Annotated in this window: 21 protein-coding genes; 11 read left to right on the forward strand and 10 right to left on the reverse strand. The window is 75.3% G+C overall.

Going from position 1 to position 20,450, the window contains the following annotated elements; genetic code table 11:
- The first annotated feature begins 35 nt into the window (after window positions 1–35).
- Window positions 36–818 (forward strand): glucosamine-6-phosphate deaminase, encoded by a 783-nt coding sequence (nagB, locus tag ACFY0X_RS14305; RefSeq protein WP_387753645.1) that lies wholly within the window; start codon window positions 36–38, stop codon window positions 816–818.
- A gap of 169 nt (window positions 819–987) precedes the next feature.
- Here nagB and ACFY0X_RS14310 read toward each other — a convergent pair whose 3' ends face one another.
- A complete protein-coding gene (locus ACFY0X_RS14310; protein WP_387753647.1) occupies window positions 988–2,637 on the reverse strand; it encodes a beta-propeller fold lactonase family protein in 1,650 nt (549 codons plus the stop codon).
- A gap of 308 nt (window positions 2,638–2,945) precedes the next feature.
- Between ACFY0X_RS14310 and ACFY0X_RS14315 the strand changes: the two genes are divergently transcribed.
- The 5 genes from ACFY0X_RS14315 (at window position 2,946) to ACFY0X_RS14335 (ending at window position 7,837) form a co-directional block, all read left to right on the forward strand.
- On the forward strand, window positions 2,946–3,443 hold the full coding sequence (locus tag ACFY0X_RS14315) for an RrF2 family transcriptional regulator (protein ID WP_387753649.1): 498 nt from the start codon (window positions 2,946–2,948) through the stop codon (window positions 3,441–3,443).
- Window positions 3,444–3,517: 74 nt separating this feature from the next.
- Window positions 3,518–4,699 (forward strand): globin domain-containing protein, encoded by a 1,182-nt coding sequence (locus ACFY0X_RS14320; RefSeq protein WP_387753651.1) that lies wholly within the window; start codon window positions 3,518–3,520, stop codon window positions 4,697–4,699.
- A gap of 215 nt (window positions 4,700–4,914) precedes the next feature.
- Complete coding sequence (locus ACFY0X_RS14325; RefSeq protein WP_387753654.1) at window positions 4,915–5,679, forward strand: (Fe-S)-binding protein; 765 nt, start codon at window positions 4,915–4,917, stop codon at window positions 5,677–5,679.
- Window positions 5,676–7,121, forward strand: a complete 1,446-nt coding sequence (locus ACFY0X_RS14330; protein ID WP_387753657.1) for a lactate utilization protein B — start codon at window positions 5,676–5,678, stop codon at window positions 7,119–7,121. The genes ACFY0X_RS14325 and ACFY0X_RS14330 overlap by 4 nt, the downstream gene beginning before the upstream one ends.
- Window positions 7,118–7,837, forward strand: coding sequence for a lactate utilization protein C (locus tag ACFY0X_RS14335; protein WP_387753660.1), 720 nt, complete (start codon window positions 7,118–7,120; stop codon window positions 7,835–7,837). The genes ACFY0X_RS14330 and ACFY0X_RS14335 overlap by 4 nt, the downstream gene beginning before the upstream one ends.
- Here the strand turns inward: ACFY0X_RS14335 and ddaH are convergent.
- Both ddaH and ACFY0X_RS14345 read right to left on the reverse strand, forming a co-directional pair.
- Window positions 7,824–8,651 carry a dimethylargininase gene (ddaH, locus tag ACFY0X_RS14340; RefSeq protein WP_387753663.1) on the reverse strand — a complete coding sequence of 276 codons (828 nt, stop codon included), beginning with the start codon at window positions 8,649–8,651 and terminating at the stop codon, window positions 7,824–7,826. The genes ACFY0X_RS14335 and ddaH overlap by 14 nt on opposite strands.
- Window positions 8,652–8,870: 219 nt before the next feature.
- Window positions 8,871–9,764, reverse strand: coding sequence for a 4Fe-4S domain-containing protein (locus tag ACFY0X_RS14345; protein ID WP_387753666.1), 894 nt, complete (start codon window positions 9,762–9,764; stop codon window positions 8,871–8,873).
- Window positions 9,765–9,979: 215 nt separating this feature from the next.
- On the opposite strand from ACFY0X_RS14345, the gene ACFY0X_RS14350 reads away from it, so the two are divergent.
- Window positions 9,980–10,762 carry an SGNH/GDSL hydrolase family protein gene (locus tag ACFY0X_RS14350; protein WP_387753669.1) on the forward strand — a complete coding sequence of 261 codons (783 nt, stop codon included), beginning with the start codon at window positions 9,980–9,982 and terminating at the stop codon, window positions 10,760–10,762.
- Between the two features lie 7 nt (window positions 10,763–10,769).
- Here the strand turns inward: ACFY0X_RS14350 and ACFY0X_RS14355 are convergent, their stop codons facing one another.
- Window positions 10,770–11,213 carry a DUF2809 domain-containing protein gene (locus ACFY0X_RS14355; RefSeq protein ID WP_387753672.1) on the reverse strand — a complete coding sequence of 148 codons (444 nt, stop codon included), beginning with the start codon at window positions 11,211–11,213 and terminating at the stop codon, window positions 10,770–10,772.
- A gap of 137 nt (window positions 11,214–11,350) precedes the next feature.
- Here ACFY0X_RS14355 and ACFY0X_RS14360 point away from each other — a divergent pair, with 137 nt between their 5' ends.
- Window positions 11,351–12,856, forward strand: a complete 1,506-nt coding sequence (locus ACFY0X_RS14360) for a DUF2252 domain-containing protein (RefSeq protein WP_387753674.1) — start codon at window positions 11,351–11,353, stop codon at window positions 12,854–12,856.
- A gap of 19 nt (window positions 12,857–12,875) precedes the next feature.
- On the opposite strand, the gene ACFY0X_RS14365 is transcribed toward ACFY0X_RS14360, so the two are convergent.
- The 3 genes from ACFY0X_RS14365 to ACFY0X_RS14375 are packed head-to-tail and all read right to left on the reverse strand — an operon-like array spanning window position 12,876 to window position 15,695.
- Window positions 12,876–13,571 (reverse strand): alpha/beta fold hydrolase, encoded by a 696-nt coding sequence (locus ACFY0X_RS14365; protein WP_387753677.1) that lies wholly within the window; start codon window positions 13,569–13,571, stop codon window positions 12,876–12,878.
- A 28-nt stretch (window positions 13,572–13,599) separates the two neighbouring features.
- Window positions 13,600–15,135 carry an MFS transporter gene (locus tag ACFY0X_RS14370; RefSeq protein WP_387753680.1) on the reverse strand — a complete coding sequence of 512 codons (1,536 nt, stop codon included), beginning with the start codon at window positions 15,133–15,135 and terminating at the stop codon, window positions 13,600–13,602.
- The gene (locus ACFY0X_RS14375) at window positions 15,132–15,695 is read right to left on the reverse strand and encodes a helix-turn-helix domain-containing protein (RefSeq protein WP_387753682.1); all 564 of its coding nucleotides are present in this window, start codon (window positions 15,693–15,695) and stop codon (window positions 15,132–15,134) included. The genes ACFY0X_RS14370 and ACFY0X_RS14375 overlap by 4 nt, the downstream gene beginning before the upstream one ends.
- 250 nt (window positions 15,696–15,945) lie before the next feature.
- On the opposite strand from ACFY0X_RS14375, the gene ACFY0X_RS14380 reads away from it, so the two are divergent.
- On the forward strand, window positions 15,946–17,211 hold the full coding sequence (locus ACFY0X_RS14380) for a DUF5685 family protein (RefSeq protein ID WP_387753685.1): 1,266 nt from the start codon (window positions 15,946–15,948) through the stop codon (window positions 17,209–17,211).
- Between the two features lie 4 nt (window positions 17,212–17,215).
- On the opposite strand, the gene ACFY0X_RS14385 is transcribed toward ACFY0X_RS14380, so the two are convergent.
- The 3 genes from ACFY0X_RS14385 to ACFY0X_RS14395 form a co-directional block, all read right to left on the reverse strand.
- Window positions 17,216–17,431: a hypothetical protein gene (locus ACFY0X_RS14385; RefSeq protein WP_387753687.1), complete on the reverse strand. Its 216-nt coding sequence runs from the start codon at window positions 17,429–17,431 to the stop codon at window positions 17,216–17,218.
- Window positions 17,424–17,567: a hypothetical protein gene (locus ACFY0X_RS14390; RefSeq protein WP_387753690.1), complete on the reverse strand. Its 144-nt coding sequence runs from the start codon at window positions 17,565–17,567 to the stop codon at window positions 17,424–17,426. The genes ACFY0X_RS14385 and ACFY0X_RS14390 overlap by 8 nt, the downstream gene beginning before the upstream one ends.
- 297 nt (window positions 17,568–17,864) lie before the next feature.
- Window positions 17,865–18,428 carry a TetR/AcrR family transcriptional regulator gene (locus ACFY0X_RS14395; RefSeq protein ID WP_387753693.1) on the reverse strand — a complete coding sequence of 188 codons (564 nt, stop codon included), beginning with the start codon at window positions 18,426–18,428 and terminating at the stop codon, window positions 17,865–17,867.
- Window positions 18,429–18,528: 100 nt separating this feature from the next.
- Between ACFY0X_RS14395 and ACFY0X_RS14400 the strand changes: the two genes are divergently transcribed.
- Together ACFY0X_RS14400 and ACFY0X_RS14405 are read left to right on the forward strand one after the other, a co-directional pair.
- A complete protein-coding gene (locus ACFY0X_RS14400) occupies window positions 18,529–19,011 on the forward strand; it encodes a DUF1348 family protein (RefSeq protein ID WP_387753696.1) in 483 nt (160 codons plus the stop codon).
- Window positions 19,012–19,156: 145 nt separating this feature from the next.
- Window positions 19,157–20,380 (forward strand): trypsin-like serine peptidase, encoded by a 1,224-nt coding sequence (locus ACFY0X_RS14405; protein ID WP_387753698.1) that lies wholly within the window; start codon window positions 19,157–19,159, stop codon window positions 20,378–20,380.
- Window positions 20,381–20,450 lie beyond the last annotated feature (70 nt).

Raw genomic sequence — 20,450 nt, forward strand, 5'->3', positions numbered from 1 at the left:
AGACCTCAGCCTCGCCTCAGAACGGTGGACCCAGTATGGAAATCGTGATCGTCCCTGACGCCCGTGCGGCCGGCGACCTCATCGCCGCGGCGATCACCGATCTGCTGACCGACAAGCCCGACGCCCTGCTCGGCGTCGCGACCGGCTCGACCCCGCTGCCGATCTACCAGGCCCTGGCCGAACGCGTCCGCGACGGCCGGCTGGACGCCACCAGGGCGCGGGTCTGCCAGCTGGACGAGTACGTCGGCCTGCCCGCCGGTCACCCGGAGTCCTACCGCTCGGTGGTGCTGCGCGAGGTCGTGGAGCCGCTCGGCCTGACCGAGGAGTCCTTCCTGGGCCCGGACGGCAACGCGTCCGACATCGCCGCGGCCGCCACCGCCTACGACCGTGCGCTGGCCGAGGCCGGCGGCGTCGACCTCCAGCTGCTCGGCATCGGCACGGACGGCCACATCGGCTTCAACGAGCCCTGCTCCTCGCTCTCCTCCCGGACCCGGATCAAGACCCTGACCCGGCAGACCCGGGTGGACAACGCCCGCTTCTTCGACAGCATCGACGAGGTCCCGCACCACGTCATCACCCAGGGCATCGGCACCATCCTGGAGGCCCGCCACCTGGTCCTGCTCGCGACCGGCGAGGCCAAGGCCGAGGCCGTCGCGCTCGCCGTCGAGGGCCCGCTGTCCGCGGTCGTCCCCGCCTCGGCGCTCCAGCTGCACCCGCACGCCACCGTGGTGGTGGACGAGGCGGCTGCCTCCCGCCTCAAGCTCGCCGACTACTTCCGCGACACCTACGCGGCGAAGCCGGTCTGGCAGAAGCTCTGAGCTGACGCCCGGCGGGCACCGGGCGGGCGTCGAGCACGCACTGAGCACGCGCTGAGTACGCGTTGAGCGAGCCCGCGCACCACCAGGCCGGGCCCCGCCGAAAGGTTTCGGCGGGGCCCGGTCGGCCGCCCGCCCGCGGCGGGGCCGGCGCCACGTGCAGGGCCGGGCGCTACTTGCAGGTGATCAGCACCCCGAGCACCGCCGTGCAGCTGCGGGTCGCCCGGCTGGTGGCGGGCGACGGGTCGACGGGCGCTCCGCCGGTGCGGGCCACCGTGACGTCCCAGCTGCGGAGCAGCGAGAACAGGCCGACCCCGATCGAGAAGTGCCGGGTGGTGCTCGCGCCCTTGGCCAGCGGCGCCGTCAGCGCGCAGCCGAGCTTCCCGGCGGAGACGGTGCAGTCGCCGGAGGTCGCGGTCAGCCCGGCGGGCAGGTCGGCGGCGACGGTGGCCGAGAGGACCGGGTCGGGGCCCTGCCCGGTGAGGGTGACGGTGTAGTCGACCCGGCTGGAGAACAGCCCGGCCACCGGGGTCGCGGTGAGCTCGACGCCCAGGTGGGCGGCGGGGGCGGTGTAGGTGAAGCGGTCGGCGGCGACGGCCGCGCTGGTGCCGCCGGGCGCGGTGACCCGTACGTCCACCGGCCCGGTGACGGTGGTGGCGGGGGCGGTCGCGGTGCAGCTGGTCCTGGTGCAGCTGAACGAGGGGGCGGCGCCGGCCGCGCCGAAGGTCACCGCGGTGGCGCCGGCCAGGTCGGTGCCGGTGACGGTCACCGTGGTGCCGCCCGCCCCGGAGCCGCCGTTCGGGCTGATCGCGGTGACGTCCGGCACCGGCGGCGGGAAGTGCACCACGTCGACGGCGCCGCCGGTGAAGTCGGCGAGGTAGCCGTGCCGCCCGTCGGCGGTCAGCGCCAGGCTGTACGGGCCGGTGCCCACGGGGACGGTCGCGGTGACTGTCCGGCTCGCGGTGTCCACCACGCTCAGGGTGTCGTCGGCGTAGTTGGAGACGTAGGCCGCCGCGCCGTCCGGGGAGAGCGCCACGGCGTAGGGGCCGGAGCCGACCGCGACGGTGCCGAGGACGGTGCCGGCCGCGGTGTCGATCACGGCGGCGGTGCCGTCGTCGCCGTCGGCGGCCCACAACCGGGTGCCGTCCGGGCTGAGCGCGAGGCCGAAGGCGCCGTGGCCGACCGCGACGGTGCCGCTCACCGTGCTGCTCACGGTGTCGACCACGGTGACCGCCTTGTCGCCGGAGGCGGCGACGTACAGCCGGGCGCCGTCCGCGGAGACGGCCAGCCCGTGCGGTTCGGCGCCGACCGGGACGGTGGCGGTCACGGTGGCGGACGAGGTGTCCAGCACGCTCACGGTGCCGGCCCCGGCGTTGGCCACGTAGGCGCGCGAGCCGTCCGGGGAGAGGGCCAGGCCCCAGGGCTGGGCGCCGACCGGGACGGTCGCGGTGACGGTGTCGGTGGCGGTGTCCACGACGCTGACGGTGCCGTCCAGGTGGTGCGTCAGGTAGGCCCGGCGCCCGTCGGGCGACACGGCCACGGCGTACGAGCCGCTCCCGGCGGTGAAGGTGCCGGACACGGTGGCGGCCGCGGTGTCCAGCACGCTGACCGCGCCGCTGCTCTGGCTGGTCACGTAGGCGTGGCCGCCGTCCGGGGTCAGCGCGACGCCCGCCGGGTACGGCGCCACCGCCAGGTGCGCGGCGACGGTCGGCGGCGGCGTGACGGCCCCGGCCGTCGCGGGCAGCGACAGCAGGGCGGCCGTGGTCGCGGCTATCGCGACCACGGCCGTCCGGGCACGACGGGGTGTACGGATTCTTCTCACGGGTCTCTCCAACTGCTCGGCAGGTCCGGACATGCGTGGTGCGTGGTGGGTTCGGAGCCGGGGGAAGCGTAGAAGCAGCCCTGACATGACGTCAGGTAGTGGTGGGTAATGTCGCCAACTGTTCGTTTCCGATCACGGGGCGAGCGACCGCCGGGGCCCGGCACGAGGGCGGCCCCCGGCCGGAGCCCACCACGGCGGGCGCCCGGACCCGGCCGGTCGAGGGCTCCCGGGACGACGTGACCAGCGTCTCGATCGAAGTCGTGCAGGAAATTGGAGTTGCAGAGTCGCATTCGGATAGCGTTCCGAACGTGAGGCTGACCAAGAGCACCGACATCGCCCTGCGGATCGCCATGCGACTGGCCGTCCTGGGCGAGGGCGACAACCCGACCACCCGCGAGGTGGCCGAGTCGGTCGGTGTGCCGTACACCCACGCGGCGAAGGTGGTCAGCCGGCTGCAGCACTTGGGGGTGGTGGAGGCCCGGCGAGGTCGCGGCGGCGGGCTGATGCTCACCTTCGCCGGGCGGACCGGTTCGCTCGGGCTGCTGCTGCGGGAGCTGGAGGGGGTCGGCGACGTGGTCGGCTGCGAGGACGACCCGCCGTGTCCGCTGCGGGCCGCGTGCCGGCTGCGCGGGGCGCTGCGGGGCGCCCAGGAGGCGTTCTTCGCCGCGCTCGACCACCTCTCCATCGCCGACCTGGTGGCCTCCCCCACCGGCCCGGTCCTGCTCAGCCTCACCGCGGGACCCGCCGGCACCGCCCGTACCGACGGCACCGCCCGCGCCACCGGTTCCACCGCACCCACCGGCTGACCAGCCCACCCGGGGCCGCGCTCCACCTCGCGGCCTTTAATACGAATCTCAGATACCAGTTAGGAGCCCGTCTGATGCTGTCCGCGAAGTCCGCCGAGGTCATCGAGGCCACCCTGCCCGTCGTGGGCGCCGCCATCGGGGACATCACCCCGCGCTTCTACGACCGGCTGTTCGCCGCGCACCCCGAGCTGCTGCGCGACCTCTTCAACCGGGGCAACCAGGCCAACGGCAGCCAGCGCGAGGCCCTGGCCGGCTCGATAGCCGCCTTCGCCACCGCCCTGGTCGCCGACCCGGACCAGCGGCCGGACGCGATGCTCGCCCGCATCGCCCACAAGCACGTCTCGGTCGGCATCGGCAACGACCAGTACAAGATCGTCCACGAGCACCTGTTCGCCGCCATCGTGGAGGTGCTCGGCGACGCCGTCACGCCCGAGGTCGCCGCCGCCTGGGACGAGGTCTACTGGCTGATGGCCAACGCGCTGATCGCCGTCGAGGACCGGCTGCGCGCCGAGGCGGCCGCCGGCGGCGACCCGGCCGACCTGTGGCGCACCTACACCGTCGTCGCCCGCGTCCAGGAGACCGAGACCGTCACCACCTACCTGGTCCGCCCGGCCGACGGCCGCCCGGTGCCCGCCTTCCGCCCCGGCCAGTACGTCTCGGTGCGCACCGAACTGCCCGACGGCGCCCACCAGATCCGCCAGTACAGCCTCTCCGGCGGCGCCGACGGCGCGCTGCGCTTCAGCGTCAAGCGCGAGGACGGCGGCGAGGTCTCCGGCCACCTGCACGACCACCTGAAGGCCGGCGACCCCGTCGAACTGGCGCCCCCGCTGGGCGACATCGCCCTCGCCGACGGCGACGGCCCGGTGCTGCTCGCCTCCGCCGGCATCGGCAACACCCCGATGACCGCCATGCTGGACCACCTGGCCGCCACCGGCTCCACCCGGCAGGTCGTCTCCGTGCACGGCGACCGCGACCAGCTCAGCCACGCCTTCCGGGCCGAGCTGGCGCGGCTCACCGCGACGCTGCCGAACGCCACCTCGCACGTCTTCTACGAGCAGCCGCTCGGCGAGTGGCCGGCCGAGCGCACCGGCCTGGTGGACCTCTCCACCGTCGAGGTCCCGGCCGGCACCACCGCCTACCTCTGCGGCCCGCTCCCCTTCCTGCGCGCCGTCCGCGAGCAGTTGCTGACCGCGGGCGTCGCGGCGGCCGACATCCACTACGAGGTGTTCGGCCCGGACCTCTGGCTCGGCGCCTGATCCCCGCGCCCCGGCCCCGGGGCCTGCGGTCCGAGGGCCTGAGGTCCAGGGGCCTGACGTTCCGCCGCCGAGGTCCCACCGCGGCGCCGGTCCGCTCGGTACGATCACGAGCGGACCGGCGCCGTTCGGCGGAAGTCCGGTTCGCCGGACTCCGGTGCGGGGGAGGCCGGTTCGAGAGAGTCCGGTTCGCGGAGGTTCGGCAGGAGGGAGCCCGGATGCGGGTCGCACTGTTCGCCACCTGTGTCAACGACGCGCTGTTCCCCGCCACCGCGGTGGCCACCGTCCGGCTGCTGGAACGGCTCGGCGTGACGGTGGACTTCCCCGCCGGGCAGACCTGTTGCGGGCAGCCCCAGTACAACACCGGCTACCGCAGGGCCTGCGAGCCGCTGGTCCGGCGGACGGCGAAGGCCTTCGCCGGGTACGACCACGTGGTGACGCCCTCGGGCTCCTGCGTGGCGATGGTCCGGAACGACTACCCCCGGATCGGCGCCCGGGCCGCCGCCGAGGGCCGGGGCACCGAACTCGCCGACCTGGCCGGCGCGCTGGTGCCCCGGGTGGTCGAGCTGACCGAGTTCCTGACCGACGTGCTCGGCGTCGAGGACGTCGGCGCGCACTTCCCGCACACCGTCACCTACCACCCGTCCTGCCACGGCCTGCGCCTGCTCGGCCTCGGTGGGCGCCCGCGCCGGCTGCTGGCCGCCGTCCGGGGCCTGGAACTGGTCGAGCTGCCCGGGGCCGAGGAGTGCTGCGGCTTCGGCGGCACCTTCGCGGTCAAGAACGCCGCGGTCTCGGCGGCCATGGCCGAGGACAAGATCGCCAACGCCCTCGGCACCGGCGCCCGGATCCTCTGCGGCACCGACAACTCCTGCCTGCTGCACCTCGGCGGGACCCTGCGCCGCAAGGGAGCGCCGCTGCGGCCGCTGCACCTGGCGGAGATCCTGGCCAGCACCGAGGAGCACCCCTGGAGGCCGTCCGCATGAGCGAGCGGAGCGAGCGCACCGCAGACCCGGCCGGCACCTTCCTCGGCATGCCCGCCTTCCCCCGGGCCGCCGCCGAGGCCGTACGGAACGAGCGGCTGCGCGCCAACCTGCGGCACGCCACCCACACCATCCGCGACAAGCGGGCCCGGGCCGTCGCCGAACTCGCCGACTGGGCGGAGCTGCGCGCCGCCGGGAAGGCGATCAAGGACCACACGCTGCGCCATCTCGACCGCTACCTGGTCCAGTTGGAGGAGGCCGTCACGGCGGCCGGCGGCGCGGTGCACTGGGCCGCCGACGCCGAGGAGGCCAACCGGATCGTCGCCGGCCTGGTCAGGGCCGCCGGAGCGACGGAGGTCATCAAGGTCAAGTCGATGGCCACTCAGGAGATCGAGCTCAACGAGGCGCTGGCCGCCGAGGGGATCGCCGCCTACGAGACCGATCTCGCCGAGCTGATCGTCCAGTTGGGCGACGACCGCCCCTCGCACATCCTGGTACCGGCGATCCACCGCAACCGGGCGGAGATCCGGGAGGTCTTCGCCGACCGGATGGCCGCCTGGGGCCGCCCGGCGCCCGAGGGCCTCACCGGCTCCCCCGCGGAACTCGCCGAGGCCGCCCGGCTGCACCTGCGGGAGAAGTTCCTGCGCGCCGAGGTCGCCGTCTCCGGCGCCAACTTCATGGTCGCCGAGACCGGCACCCTGGTGGTGGTCGAGTCCGAGGGCAACGGCCGGATGTGCCTCACCCTGCCGCGCACCCTGATCTCGGTGGTCGGGATCGAGAAGGTCGTGCCGACCTGGCGGGACCTGGAGGTCTTCCTCCAACTGCTGCCCCGCTCCTCCACCGCCGAGCGGATGAACCCGTACACCTCGTTCTGGACCGGGACGACGCGGGGCGACGGCCCGTCCGAGTTCCACCTGGTGCTGCTGGACAACGGCCGCACCGCCGCGCTCGCCGACCGGGTCGGCCGCCAGGCGCTGCGCTGCATCCGCTGCTCGGCCTGCCTCAACGTCTGCCCGGTGTACGAGCGGGCCGGCGGGCACGCCTACGGCTCGGTCTACCCGGGGCCGATCGGCGCCGTCCTGACGCCCCAACTGCGCGGCACCGCCGGTGCGGTGGACGCCTCGCTGCCGTACGCCTCCTCGCTCTGCGGGGCCTGCTACGAGGTCTGCCCGGTGGCGATCGACATCCCCGAGGTACTGGTGCACCTGCGCGAGCGGGTCGCCGAGCAGGGCGGACACCCGCTGGAGCGGGCCGCGATGGCGGCCGCCGGGTTCGTGCTGGACCACCCGGCGGCGCTCACCGCCGCCGAGCGGCTGGCCGGCCGCACCCGGTCGCTGCATCCGCGCCGGCTGCGAGGGCCCGGGCGGGCCTGGACCGACACCCGGGACCTGCCGGAGGTTCCGGCCGAACCGTTCCGCGACTGGTGGCGGAGGAACCGCACATGACCGCGTCCGACCGCCCCCGCCTCCCCCACCGGCCCGGCGGCTCCCGGGAGTTGGTCCTCGGACGGATCAGGGCCGCGCTCGGCGGCACCTCCGACGTGGCCGAACGGCCGCTGCCGCGCGACTACCTGACGGCGCACGTCCCGACCGACGACCGGGCGGCGGTGCTGGACCTGCTGCACCGCAACCTGGCCGACTACCGGGCCCTGGTGCACCGCTGCGCCGAGGGCGAACTGCCCCGGCGGATCGCCGGGTTGCTGGCCGAACGGGGCAGCCGGACGGTCGCGGTACCGGCCGGGCTGCCGGCCGCCTGGCTCACCGCTGCCGAGGCCGCGGGGGTCGAACTCCTCCAGGATGACGGGACGTTGACCGCCGCCCGGCTGGACGCCGTGGACAGTGTGGTGACCGGCTGCGCGCTGGCCGTCGCCGAGACCGGGACGATCGTGCTGGACGCCGGCCCCGGCCAGGGGCGGCGGCTGCTCTCGCTCGTGCCCGACCACCACGTCTGCGTGGTGCGGGCACCGGAGCAGGTCGTCGCCTCGGTGCCGCTCGCCCTGCCGCGGCTCGATCCGGTCCGGCCGCAGACCTGGATCTCGGGGCCGTCCGCCACCAGCGACATCGAGCTGGACCGGGTGGAGGGGGTGCACGGCCCGCGCACCCTGGAGGTGCTGCTGGTCACCGACCCGGAGGCCCGACCGGGGCCCGTCACTCCGGCCTGAGCTCCAGGGTGCAGCACTTCGCCCCGCCGCCGCCCTTCAGCAGCTCCGAGACGTCCACCGGGACCGGCTGGTAGCCCTGCTCGGCCAGGCGGCCGGCCAGGTTCTTGGCGGCCTCCGGCAGCAGGACCCGGCGGCCGTCCGAGACCGCGTTGAGCCCGAACACCTCGGCGTCGGCCCGGTCCGCGAGGATCGCGTCCGGGTGGAGCGCGCGCAGCACCGAGCGGCTGTCGGCGTCGAAGGCCTCCGGGTAGTACATGATGTGGTCGTCGGCGAGCACCGCCAGCGCGGTGTCCAGGTGGTAGAAGCGCGGGTCGACCAGGGTCAGGCTGACCACCGGGACGCCGAACATCTCCCCGACCTCGGCGTGCGCGGCGCGCGAGGTGCGGATGCCCGCCCCGGCGAGCACCCGGCCGCCCACCAGCAGGTGGTCCCCCTCCCCCTCGTTGACGTGCCCGGCCAGGCGCACCTCGCGGTAGCCGCGCTCGCGGAACCACCTCTGGTACGCCTGCGACTCGGCGGCCCGCTGCGGATGGCGGAAGGAGGCGACCAGGGCCCGGCCGCCCAGCACGGTGGCGCCGTTGGCGGTGTACACCATGTCGGGCAGGCCGGGCACCGGGTCGATCAGCTCGACGGTGTGGCCGAGCCGGCGGTACGTCCAGTAGAGCTGCTCCCACTGGCGCAGGGCTAGCGCGGTGTCGGTGGGCTGGGAGGGGTCCATCCACGGGTTGATCGCGTAGTCCACGGTGAAGTGCGTCGGCCGGCACATCAGGTAGCGCCGCGGCCGGGCGTGGCGCTCCGGAGTCTGCGTGAGCATGGCTCAACCATCCTTGGATCGCGGGGAGTTCGTCGCACGGAGCTTCGGGGTTCGCAGGGCCGAACACCTTCGTTCCCAAGGCGGTTGCCCCGGCGGGACCATGCGCACACCCGGGCGGCGGCTCTCAGCGGTCGCATGCCCCCGCGCACCCGGCGCAGGCACCGGCGCACCGCTCCTGCGCCGCCTCCTCCGCCACGGCCGGCGGACGGGCTCCGTCCGCTACCAGCGGACCGCGCCGAAGTCCACGGGCCTCGGCCGCAGCTCCCCGCACCGCTCGGCCAGCGCCCGCAGCCGGCGGTCCGCCTCCGCCGCGGACATCCGGTGCCGGCCGCCGTGTCCGGGCAGCAGCCACTCGAAGCGCAGCACGCCGACGCCGCGCCGCAGCGAGGCGGCGAGCTCCTCGATCGAGTACCAGGTCACCGACTCCGCCACCTCGATGTCCCCGGTGGCGCGGGACCAGTACAGGCTGTCGCCGCTGAAGCAGTACCGCTCGTCCGCGAGGTAGAGCACGCTGCCCCTGGTGTGGCCGGGGAACGGGTGGGCGACCAGGCCGGGCGAGATCTCCGTCGGCGCGGTGCCGCGCAGCACCCGGTCGGCGTCGGGCACGGCGTCCAGGTCGCCCTCGTGGATCCAGAGCCGGGCGCCGAACCGGTCGGCGTACGCCCGGCCGTGGGCGGCGTGGTCGCGGTGCGTGAGCAGGACGTCGGTGACCGGGCCCAGCTCGGCGTACCGGGCGGCGAGGGCCTCGCTGTAGCGCGGGGTGTCGACCATCACCCAGCCGGCCGGCCGGCGGCAGAGGTAGGAGTTGGCGCCCGCGGTGTGGCGGGAGTTCTGGCCGAGCAGCAGCAGGTCGTCGGCGAGGGCCAGCGGGAACGGGTCCTCGGCCGGGTCCAGCGGCCCGGTGCCGGGACGGATGGAGCGGGTCGGGCAGGCGTGGGCGGCGGCGAGCAGCTGCCCGCGCTCGGCCGCGTCGCGCGGCTGGCGGACCAGCTCGGAGCGGCCCTCGTGCTCGCGGACCAGGTCGGGCGCGAGCTGCCGGGCCACGTCGCAGTTGGTGCACCGGTCGTCGATGGACCAGTTCTCGGACACGTCGGCGCGCGGGTCGGTGGTCATGGATGTCCTCCCCAGACGGACGGCGGCCGGAGCGGCCGCTCCCTTCGAGCATCCGCCGGGCGGGCCGGAAAGCGGAAGGGGGTGGTGATCTTGTGCTTTCCGGGAGCCGTCCATCTGCGGGCGGAGCGGCCGACGGGGGTACGTGGCCCATCTCACGTGCCGCCGGAGCCACCTACGGTGGCGTAGGTCACTTGATTGGGTGAACTATCTCTTTCATGCCGAATCTCCAGGAGACCCTTGACCTCGATTCGTATGCCGCCCTCGGCGACAGCTTCACCGAGGGCCTGAACGACCCGGGCGTCGACGGCAGGTTCGCCGGGTGGGCCGACCGCCTCGCCGGACTCCTCGCCGACGGACGCCCGCCGGGCGCCTTCCGCTACGCCAACCTCGCGGTGCGCGGACGACTGCTGGACCAGATCTCCGCCGAGCAGGTGCCGGAGGTCCGGCGCCTCCAGCCCGACCTGGTCACCTTCTGCGCGGGCGGCAACGACATCCTCCGACCGGGCAGCGACCCGGACGAGGTGGCCGAGCGCTTCGAGGCCGCCGTCGTCCAACTCGCCGAGAACGCCGGGACGGTGCTGATCTGCACCGGCTTCGACACCAAGGACGTGCCGCTGCTGAAGCACCTGCGCGGCAAGATCGCCACCTACAACGGGCACATGCGCGCCGTCGCCGACCGCAACGGCTGCAAGGTGGCCGACCTGTGGTCGCTGCGCGCGGTGCAGGACCGCCGCGCGTGGAGCGAGGACCGCCTGCACCTGTCCGGCGAGGGCCACCAGCGGGTCGCCCTGCTGGCCGCCCGCTCGCTGGGCCTGCGCACCGAGCAGGACCCGGAGGCCCCCTGGCCGGACACCCGCGTGCTCACCCCTGCCGACCAGCGGCGGGAGAACATCCAGTGGGCCCGCGAGCACCTGCTGCCCTGGGTCGGCCGGCGCCTGCGCGGGGAGTCCTCGGGCGACCACGTCGAGCCCAAGCGGCCGGACCTGCTTCCGCTCTGACGCCGGGTCAGCCCGCGCCGTCCCGGACGGCTCCGCCGGTTGCTGCGACTCGGGAGGTCCGCAGCACCCGGTGGAGCACCCCGGCGCAGCCGGCGCCGACCAGGTACCAGAGCAGGTCCGGCGGGTTGAAGGTGGAGCCCAGCACCAGCCGGGCCAGGGTGCTCCGCCGCCCCCAGTCGTCCGGCAGGCCGGTCAGCTGGAACAGCTCCACGGCCCAGCTGAGCGCGGCGGCCACGGCGGCGGCGCGGCCGGGGCGGACCCTCGGCGCGGCCAGCACCAGCAGCGCGTACAGCAGGACGGTGTAGAGCGCGTCCCCGGCGTACTTGGCGAGCTCCCCGCCCAGCACCGCCCGCACCCCCAGTCCGGCCGCCACGGTCAGCACCGCCGCCACGGCGGCAGCCAGGCGCGTGCGCCGGCGTGCCCGAAGGCCGTTCCCCCCAAGATCGTTCATCCGGCCCACGGTACCCGGTCGCCCCGGTGGAGGGTGCGGGGCGCCGGGGCAGCGTCGGAGGGAGCGTTCCCGCGCCCCCGCAAGCGGACCCCCGGCCCCCGGAACCGCCGTACCACGCCGTATCGTCACTCCCCCCGATGAACGTCCGCGCAGGTCGCGGGCGGGGTGAGGACCGGAAGGGACGGGCGGGACGAGTGGCGCACGTGGGTGGGGCCGAAGTGGCCGGGGCGCGGCCGGAGTCGGCGGCGGGGCGGGACGGACGGACCCGGCGCGGGTTCGCGGTGGCCGGGTTCGCCCCGGCGCAGGACGGGCGGGCGCGGGAGCGCGGCAAGGAGCTGCGGACGCGGCTGCCCCGGGAGCGGCACGCGGAGTTCACGCCCGCGCCCGACCGGCCGACGGCCGTGACCGCGCTGGAGGCCTCCAACACCGGCCGAATAGACCGGCTGGTGCCGATCAGGGTCGGCCGGATGGCGGCCGGCCCGTTCGCGTTCCTGCGCGGTTCGGCCGGCCTGATGGCCGCCGACCTCGCCGGCACCCCGGTGACCGGGGTGGGCGCGCAGCTGTGCGGGGACGCCCACGCCGCGAACTTCGGCCTGTACGGCGACGCCCGCGGCCAGATCGTGCTGGACATCAACGACTTCGACGAGACCGTCCCCGGCCCCTGGGAGTGGGACCTCAAGCGGCTCGCCGCCAGCCTGGTGCTGGCCGCCCGGGAGGCGGGGGCGGGCGAGTCCATCGCGCGGGAGGCCGCCCAGCACGCGGCCGGCTCGTACCGCCGGACCGTGCGCACGCTCGCCAAGCTGCCCACGCTGGACGCCTGGAACGCCGTCGCGGACGAGCAGTTGGTCTCCTTCGCCGAGGCCCACGACCTCACCGAGGTGCTGCGCAAGGTCGGCGCGAAGGCCCTCGGCAACACCAGTGCGCGGTTCGCCGCGCGCAACACCGACCGTACCGCGGACGGCGGTTGGCGCTTCACTGCCGCGCCCCCGGTGCTCACCGAGGTGACCGACGCGACCGCCCGCGCCGTCGCCCACGCGCTCGGCCCGTACGTGGAGACGGTGCCGGCCGAGGTGCGCACCCTGCTGTCCCGCTACCGGGTGCAGGACGTGGCGTTCCGGGTGGTCGGCACCGGCAGCGTGGGCACCCGCTCGTACGTGGTGCTGCTCACCGACCACCGGGACCAGCCGCTGGTGCTGCAGGTGAAGGAGGCCCGTCCGTCCGCGCTGCTGCCGTACCTGCCGAGCGGGTCGCGGCCGGCGGCGGACGGGCACGAGGGCCGCCGGGTGGTACTCGGGCAGAAGCACATGCAGGTGGTCAGCGACACCCTGCTGGGCTGGACCACCGTCGACGGACTCCCCTACCAGGTGCGGCAGTTCCGCAACCGCAAGGGCAGCGTCGACCCGGCCGCGCTGCAGCCGTCCCAGCTGGACGACTACGCCCGGATCACCGGCGCCCTGCTGGCCCGGGCGCACTCGCACACCGCCGACCCGGGCCTGCTGGCCGGGTACTGCGGCAAGAGCGAGGCGCTGGACGAGGCGGTCGCCGCCTTCGCCGTGGCCTACGCGGACCGCACCGAGGCCGACCACGCCGACCTGCTGACGGCCGTGCGCAACGGGCGGCTGCCCGCCGAGCACGGCGTCTGACCCACCCGGCGGCCGCGGCTCAACGGGCCAGGAACGGCGCCACCGCGGCGACGAACTCGGCGGGCCGGGCACCGTGCACCAGGTGCCCGGCCTCGACGGTGACCAGGCGGCAGTCCGGGATCCGTCGGGCGAGTTCGGCGATCCGCTCCTGCGGGACGTGGCTGGTCGGCCCGCCGGCCACCGCCAGGGTGCGGGCGGTGATCCGGGCCAGCCCCTCCCGCCAGGCCGGGTCGGGGTCGTCGAACTGGGCCTTGACCGCCCGGACCATCGCCCAGTCGAAGTGCACCGCCGGGTCCGGCTCCTCGGGCAGCGGGCCGGCCGGGCGCGGGTACAGCGCGGCGATGTCCTCCAGGACCAGCCGGTCGATCCGCTCCGGCGCGGCCTGGGCGAGCAGGTAGGCGACCACGCCGCCCATCGAGTGGCCGACCAGGTCGACCCGGGCGAGCCCGAGGGCGTCGAGGAAGGCCAGCACGTCGTCCCGCATCGCCTCCACCGAGTAGGAGGCGGTGCGGGCGCTGTCGCCGTGGCCGCGCAGGTCGAGCGCGTACACGTGGTGGCCGGGGGCGAGGTCGGGCAGGACGGTGTCCCAGTCGGCGGCGCGTTCGCCGAGGGCGTGCAGCAGGACCAGCGGCGGGCCGCCGGTCCGGCCGCTCTCGCGGTAGGCGAGCGTCACCTCGGGCAGGTCCACGGTCAGGTTCCGTACGTCGTGGGTCATGCCCGCCACGGTACGCACCGGCCACCGGCTAGCGGACCGGCGTTCGCCCTCGGCTCATCGCGGCCGGTTCGCCCTCGCGCTGTTCCCGCGCCGTGGCCCGGCCGGCGAACACCGAGGCCAGGACGGCCAGCCCGGCCACCGCGGCGCACACCGCGCTCGCCGTCAGATAGGCCGAGCGGTGCCCGCCGCCCGCGGCGGTCTCCCGCAGGTAGACCCCGGACAGGGCCGAGATCGCGACGGCCGCCGCGATCCGCTGGGCCATCTGCAAGATCGCCCCGCCCACCCCGGCCGCCTCGGCGGGCGCGTGGCGCAGCACGTACGCCTGGTTGGTGGAGCCCATCAGGCCGACCGAGGCACCGGCGAGCAGTTGCAGCAGCGCCAGCAGCCAGGGCAGGACGGCGGCGGGCGCCCAGTGCGCGAGCAGTCCGCTGAGCAGCATGGCGAGCGCGGAGCCGACCATCCCGGCGGTGACGGTGCGTCGGCCGAAGCGCTGGACGACCCGCCAGGCGAGCGCGGAGGCCACGCCCATGGCCACGGCGGAGGGCAGCGCGACCAGGGCGGCGCCCATCGGGGAGAGGCCCAGGCCGTCCTGGAGGAACATGGTCAGGACCAGCGAGGCGGCGAGCGAGGAGCCGAACTGGGCCATCGCGGTGGCCGTCCCGAGCGCGTACGGCGCGGAGCGGGTGAGGGCCGGGTGGATCAGCGGGTGGCCGCCGCTGCGGGCGTAGCGGCGCTGCCACCAGGCGAGCGCGCCGAGCAGCAGCAGGGCGGCGGCCGCGAAGGCGAGCCAGCCCACCCAGCCGGGCGGCCGGACGAAGGGCAGCATCAGGGCCAGGGTGAGCGCCCCGACCAGCAGCAGGCCGAGGATGTCGAGGTCCGCGTGCCGGGCGCTGGGGCGGGGCCTCGGCAGGTGACGGACCGCCAGGGCGACGGTGGCCAGGCCGAAGGGGACGTTGAGCAGGAAGGTCAGCCGCCAGCCGTCCTCGGGGCCGGCCAGGGCCAGCACGGCGCCGCCGACCGGCGGGCCGAGGGCGAAGGCGAGGCCGCCGGTGACGGCGTACATGCCGAGGGCGCGGGCCCGCAGCTGCCCGTCGAAGACGTCCTGGAGGGTGCCGATCATCTGGGAGTTGACCAGGCCGGCGCCCGCGCCCTGGAGCAGCCGGGCGGCGATCAGCGCCCCGGGCTCGGTGGCGGTCGCCGAGACCAGGCTGACCAGGGTGAACAGGGCGAGGCCGGTGACGAAGAACCACTTGCGGCCCTTGACGTCGCCCAGCCGCCCGCCGGGGATCAGCGCGAGGCCGAAGGCGAGCGAGTAGCCGGCGACGATCCACTGGAGGTCGGCGGGGCCGGCGTGCAGGGTCTCGCGCAGGGCGGGGATGGAGGTGTTGAGGACGGACTGGTCGAGCAGGGTGGTGAAGCCGCCCGCGACGCAGACCAGCAGGACCCGGCGCCCGGCGGCGTCGAAGCGCTCCTTGGGCCCCTCGGCCTCCCCGGGCTTTCCGGGCTGCTGGAGCTCCTCGGCCTCGTCGGGCTCGCCGGCTATCGGCCCGGTGGCGGCGCTCACGGCTCGACCACCACCAGCGCGTAGCGGGCCTGCTCCGGGCCGAGGCTGCGGAAGCGGCTGGTGCCGCCGGTGTAGCGCAGGCAGTCGCCGGGGCCGAGCGGCTGCGGCTCGCCGTCCACGGTCAGCTCCAGGTTCCCCTCGAACAGCCAGAGGTGGTGCTCCCGGCCGGGCGTGCAGGCGCGGTCGTAGGCGATGTCCGCACCGGCCGGCAGCCGGCCCTCGATGATCTCCGCCCGCAGCGAGCCGTGCGGCGGCGAGACCGAGCGGCGGACGAACCCGGTCGTCCCGTCCCGCCAGACCTGCTGCTCCCCGGCCCGCACCAGCCGGGCCGGGCCGGACTCCACCTCGGCGAGCAGCCGCGACATGGTCCGCCCGTACACGGCGCACAGCCGGCCGAGCAGCGCGGCCGTCGGGCTGACCTCGGCCCGCTCCACCCGGGACAGCGTCGACCGGCTGACGTCCGCCAGCCGTGCCAACTCCTCCAGGGTCCATCCGCGTTCCAGCCTCAGCTCGGCGAGCCGCTGCGCCAGCCGCTCGTCGGCGGCCGTTTCGATTCCCATATCCGCGATGCTATCCCGGATATGAGATCCACTCATCGGGGTCGGGCGCGGGACTCCGACCACCGGAGGCCTCCCTCCGGCTGCCGCACCCCGGCGTACGCGGCGCCCGGGCCGGGGTGCGGGCCGCGGCCGGGCCGCCGTCGGCCGCCGGGTCACGGTTTGACGGGTGCTCGGCCCGAAACGGGCGCTGATCATATGATGTGCGGCGAATCGGGGCCGGTCGGCGGCCCGTGAGGCGAGGGGGACCAGCGTGTTCGGCATCATCAAACCGTGCAGGCACCGATTGTCCGAGCGCTTGCAGACCTCCTGGATGGCCCACCTGTGCGGGCTCTGCCTCGCACTGCGGGACGACCACGGACAGCTCGCCCGGACGGCGACGAACTACGACGGTCTGATCATCTCCGCGCTGGTCGAGGCCCAGGCCGCCCAGGAGGACGCCTCCTGGCGCCGCACCGCCGGGCCGTGCCCGCTGCGCGGCATGCGGACCGCCTCCGTCGCCAAGGGCGAGGGCGCCCGGCTCGCCGCCGCCGTCTCGCTGGCGCTCGCCTCGGTCAAGATCCGCGACCACGTCGAGGACCGCGACGGCGTCTTCGCCCGCCGCCCGGTCGCCGCCGGGGCCAGGGCCGTCACCCGGCGCTGGGACCGGCAGAGCGCGGGCAGTGCCTCGGCCATCGGCTTCGACACCGCCGTGCTGCTCGACGCGGCCTCCCGGCAGGGCGAGTTGGAGCGTTCGCTGCGGCCCGGCGGCTCCGTCCTGCTGGTCACCGAGCCCACCGAGACCGCCACCTCGGCCGCCTTCGCGCACACCGCCGTGATCGCCGGGCGCCCCGGCAACGCCGCCCCGCTGGCCGAGGCCGGGCGGCTGTTCGGCCGGCTCGCCCACCTCCTCGACGCCGCCGAGGACCAGGCGGCCGACGCGGCCTCGGGCGCCTGGAACCCGCTGACCGCCACCGGCACCGACCGCGCCGAGGCCGAGCGGCTCTGCCGCGACGCCGTCCACGGCATCCGGCTCGCGCTGCGCGAGGTCGAGCTGACCGACCGCGCCCTGGTGCACGTGCTGCTCGCGCACGAGACCGAGCGGGCCGTCGACCGGGTCTTCGGCCAGGCCCGGCACACCGCGAGCTGCCGCCGCCCGGACGCGCCGGGCACCGCCACCGGCGAACACCCGCACCAGGCGCCGCCGCACCACGCACCGCCCGGCCAGGACCCGAACCAGGCGCCCGTCCCGCCGTGGGTGCCGCAGGGCCCCGGCTTCAGCCCGCCCGGCCAGAAGCCGCCGAACCCGCGCAACCTGCTCGCCGGGTGCGCGATGTGGGCGCTGATGGCCTGCACCTGCCAGCTGCTCTGCTGCGACCACGAGGACCCGTTCTCCCGCGAGCGCCGCCAGGGCTTCTGCGAACGGCACGACTGCTGCGAGTGCGGCAACTGCCCCGACTGCAGCGGCTGCGGCGACTGCTGCAACTGCTGCGACGGGTGCGACTGCTGCGACGGCTGCTGCTGCGACTGCAGCTGCTGACCGGTCAGCCCGCCGGCTCCGCGCCGGCGCTCCCGTCCTGACCGGACCGGCCGACCTGGCCGACCTGGCCGACCCGACCGGCCACCACCGGCCCGGGGTGCCCCCGCAGCACCCCGGGCCGGTCCGCGTCCCGGGACCCCTCGGCCTCGGCGCGCCGCCACAGCGGCAGCACCGGCACCGGCAGCACCGCCGGCGGGCCCAGCTCGACGCACTCAGGCATCACGCCCCGCCGCCTTCCGGTCCACCGCCAGCGAGTCCTCCAGCCGCGCCAGCAACTGCCGGAACCGCTCGGTGTCCTGCTCCGTCATCCGCCCCTCGGGCAACGCCCCCGGCCGCTCGGCCGCTCTCTCGTCCATGCGTCCGAGGCTAGGCGCTGTCGATCAATGGGCGATAAACGCGCGTTCGGGCGAAAAGCACGTGCCGCCTGCGGTTCGGCCCGTGACGCTCGCGCTCCATGACGCTCCATCAGCACCGCCCGACACCGGAACTCCCCCGCCCGGTGGCCCCGGTGGCCCCGGTGACCCTGGCGGCCCTGGTGGCCCTGCTGACCGAGGCAGGCCGGACGGTCGGCATCGGCACCGGGACCGCCGGGCGGCTCGCGGCCTCCGGGGGCGTCGCCTTGCTGCCGCGCTCCGGACTGCCGGGCCACCGCGCTACCGGGCGGGCAGCGCCTCCAGCAGCACCCGGGCGGCCTCCCGGGCGTCGGCCGCGGCCGTCGGATCGCCGTGCACGGCGGCGCTGGTGATCGCGCCCTCGGCCAGCAGGGTCAGGTGGACGGCCGTGGCGGGCGGAGCTCCGGCGGCTTCGGCCAGGGCCGCGAGGTAGCCGCCGAACTCCGCCTTGTGGTGCCGGACGGCGGCCACCACCGCGGGGCTGACAGCGCCCAGTTCGCCGAGCGAGTTGACGAAGGCGCAGCCCCGGAAGCCGGGTTCGGCGAACCACCGGCCGAGCCAGTCGAAGACCGCGAGCAGCTGCTCCCGGGGGGAGCCCCCGGTGCGCGAGACGTACCCGGCGAGGCTCGCCCGCCAGCGGCCGTCGCGGCGCAGCAGGTAGGCCTCGACGAGCTCTCCCTTGGACGGGAAGTGCTGGTAGAGGCGGCGCATGGTCATGCCGGAGGCGGCCCGGACGGCGTCCATGCCGACGGCCTGGATGCCCTGGCCGTAGAACAGCTCCTCGGCCGCGTCGAGGATCCGGGTCCGGGGGTCTTCCTGCTCCATCTTCCGTGCCCTTTGCGTGAGAACGATGGTTCTCCTATCGTAGCCACAGCGATGAGAACGATCGTTCTCACCGGCGGAGCACCCATTCCGAGGAGCACCCATGCCCGAGACCGGCACCGCGCAGCGCCCGCCCCTGCCCCCGTTCACCGACGAGACCGCCCGCCTGAAGGTCCGGGCCGCCGAGGACGCCTGGAACACCCGCGACCCCCGGCGGGTCGCCCTCGCCTACACGCCGGACAGCCGCTGGCGCAACCGCTCCGAGTTCGTCACCGGCCGCGAGCGGATCGCCGACTTCCTCACCCGCAAGTGGCAGCGCGAGCTGGACTACCGCCTGGTCAAGGAGCTCTGGGCGTACGGCGGCGACCGCATCGCGGTCCGCTTCGCCTACGAGTGGCACGACGAGGCCGGCCGCTGGTTCCGCTCCTACGGCAACGAGAACTGGGAGTTCGACCGCGACGGCCTGATGGCCCACCGGCACGCCTCCATCAACGACCTGCCGATCACCCCCGACGAGCGGCTGTTCCACTGGCCGCTCGGCCGCCGCCCCGACGACCACCCCGGCCTCACCGAACTCGGCCTCTGATCCCGGACGCCGGTCCGGGGCCGCCGCCGGGGCGGCGGCGACCGATACCCGGCCGAGACGCCGTTACCGGAAGCTGATCCTCCCGACGGCCGGCCGAGACGCGGCCCACACACGATCCTGACGTCCCGCGCCTACCGTGCCGCACATGCCGAAGACACCTGGAACCCCAACCACCGGCCGCGCCCTGCCCCGCGGGATCGCCGCCGTGAGCGCCCTCCTGCTGAGTGCGACCACGGCGGCGGTGCTGCTGCCGAGCGCCGCCGTCGCCGCCGAGCGGGACACCGTCACGACGCACTCCGGCGCCACCACCGCGCAGGAGCGCGCCCGGATCGACGCCTACTGGACGCCCGGCCGGATGAAGCTAGCGGGCGCCATGGTCCCCGAGATCACCCCCGTGCCCGAGGACGACGACACGCCCGACGACCCCCGGCCGCTGCCCGCCGACACCCCGGACCCCGGGTCCGTCTGGACCCACGGCGGAGCGGTGGACCGGAGCGTCGGGCGGCTCTTCTTCACCTTCTCCGACGGCTACGACGGCAGCTGCACCGCGACGGTCGTCACCGGCGCGAACCGCAGCACCCTCGTCACGGCGGCGCACTGCCTGCGGGGCGTCGGGGCGCCCGCGACCGACGACACCTGGAACCACAACCTCTACTTCGTGCCCGGCTACCGCAACGGCACCAAGCCGCTCGGCGGCTTCACCATCAGGTCCATGGCCACCTCCTCCCGCTGGGACGCCGATCCGGGCGGCACCCGGTCGGACGACGTCGCCGTGGCCGGCTTCGACACCGGCGTGCTGGTGGCGAACCGGTCGGCCGACGGGCGGCGGGTCGCGGACGTCACCGGGAGCCAGCGGATCGCGTTCGCCCCGCCCGCCGAGGGCGAGTTCACCCACGCCTTCGGGTACCCCAAGGACCGGCTGAACGATCCCAGCGGCAGGTACACCGGCTCGCGCATGATCCACTGCGCCGGTCCGGCCCGGCCCGGGCCCAAGGCCCCGCTGCTGTGGGGCGGGCCCTGCGACATGTCGCACGGGGCCAGCGGCGGCCCCCACTTCGCCCGCTTCGACCCCGCCACCGGGACGGGCACCGTCGTCGGCGTCACCACCACCACCGACGAGCTCGCCGGCGGCCCGGCGGGCACCCTGTACGCCACCCGCCTCGGCGACAGCGCCCACCGGCTCCACGACTGGGCGCAGTCCCGGGCGGTCCGGCCCGGCCGGGACCACGGCGCCCACCGGGCCTACGAGGTCTTCGCCAACCGTGCGCGCAGCTCCGCCAGGTGCTCGTCGGCCGACTCGTGCGGCAGGAACCCGACCAGGTCCGGGAAACGGAACAGCACCCGGGTCTCGGTGGCCGCGTACTCGTAGTCGCCGAACCCGACCACCGCACCCGTACCGCCGCGCGCCGCACCCCGGACGGCGGCCGAGGCCCGCTCGT

It is taken from the genome of Kitasatospora sp. NPDC001547 (assembly GCF_042894165.1).
In the GTDB taxonomy this organism is placed as follows: domain Bacteria; phylum Actinomycetota; class Actinomycetes; order Streptomycetales; family Streptomycetaceae; genus Kitasatospora.

Bases quoted from the DNA above. Each gene is read 5' to 3' on its own strand.
- ACFY0X_RS14320 (WP_387753651.1), top strand. From the start codon at position 3,518: ATGCTGTCCGCGAAGTCCGCCGAGGTCATCGAGGCCACCCTGCCCGTC.
- ACFY0X_RS14330 (WP_387753657.1), top strand. From the start codon at position 5,676: ATGAGCGAGCGGAGCGAGCGCACCGCAGACCCGGCCGGCACCTTCCTC.
- ACFY0X_RS14345 (WP_387753666.1), bottom strand. From the start codon at position 9,764: ATGACCACCGACCCGCGCGCCGACGTGTCCGAGAACTGGTCCATCGAC.
- ACFY0X_RS14400 (WP_387753696.1), top strand. From the start codon at position 18,529: ATGCCCGAGACCGGCACCGCGCAGCGCCCGCCCCTGCCCCCGTTCACC.
- ACFY0X_RS14375 (WP_387753682.1), bottom strand. From the start codon at position 15,695: ATGGGAATCGAAACGGCCGCCGACGAGCGGCTGGCGCAGCGGCTCGCC.
- ACFY0X_RS14335 (WP_387753660.1), top strand. From the start codon at position 7,118: ATGACCGCGTCCGACCGCCCCCGCCTCCCCCACCGGCCCGGCGGCTCC.
- ACFY0X_RS14390 (WP_387753690.1), bottom strand. From the start codon at position 17,567: ATGGACGAGAGAGCGGCCGAGCGGCCGGGGGCGTTGCCCGAGGGGCGG.
- ACFY0X_RS14360 (WP_387753674.1), top strand. From the start codon at position 11,351: ATGAACGTCCGCGCAGGTCGCGGGCGGGGTGAGGACCGGAAGGGACGG.
- ACFY0X_RS14365 (WP_387753677.1), bottom strand. From the start codon at position 13,571: ATGACCCACGACGTACGGAACCTGACCGTGGACCTGCCCGAGGTGACG.
- ACFY0X_RS14355 (WP_387753672.1), bottom strand. From the start codon at position 11,213: ATGAACGATCTTGGGGGGAACGGCCTTCGGGCACGCCGGCGCACGCGC.
- ACFY0X_RS14405 (WP_387753698.1), top strand. From the start codon at position 19,157: ATGCCGAAGACACCTGGAACCCCAACCACCGGCCGCGCCCTGCCCCGC.
- ACFY0X_RS14395 (WP_387753693.1), bottom strand. From the start codon at position 18,428: ATGGAGCAGGAAGACCCCCGGACCCGGATCCTCGACGCGGCCGAGGAG.
- ddaH (WP_387753663.1), bottom strand. From the start codon at position 8,651: ATGCTCACGCAGACTCCGGAGCGCCACGCCCGGCCGCGGCGCTACCTG.
- ACFY0X_RS14350 (WP_387753669.1), top strand. From the start codon at position 9,980: ATGCCGAATCTCCAGGAGACCCTTGACCTCGATTCGTATGCCGCCCTC.
- nagB (WP_387753645.1), top strand. From the start codon at position 36: ATGGAAATCGTGATCGTCCCTGACGCCCGTGCGGCCGGCGACCTCATC.
- ACFY0X_RS14325 (WP_387753654.1), top strand. From the start codon at position 4,915: ATGCGGGTCGCACTGTTCGCCACCTGTGTCAACGACGCGCTGTTCCCC.
- ACFY0X_RS14385 (WP_387753687.1), bottom strand. From the start codon at position 17,431: ATGCCTGAGTGCGTCGAGCTGGGCCCGCCGGCGGTGCTGCCGGTGCCG.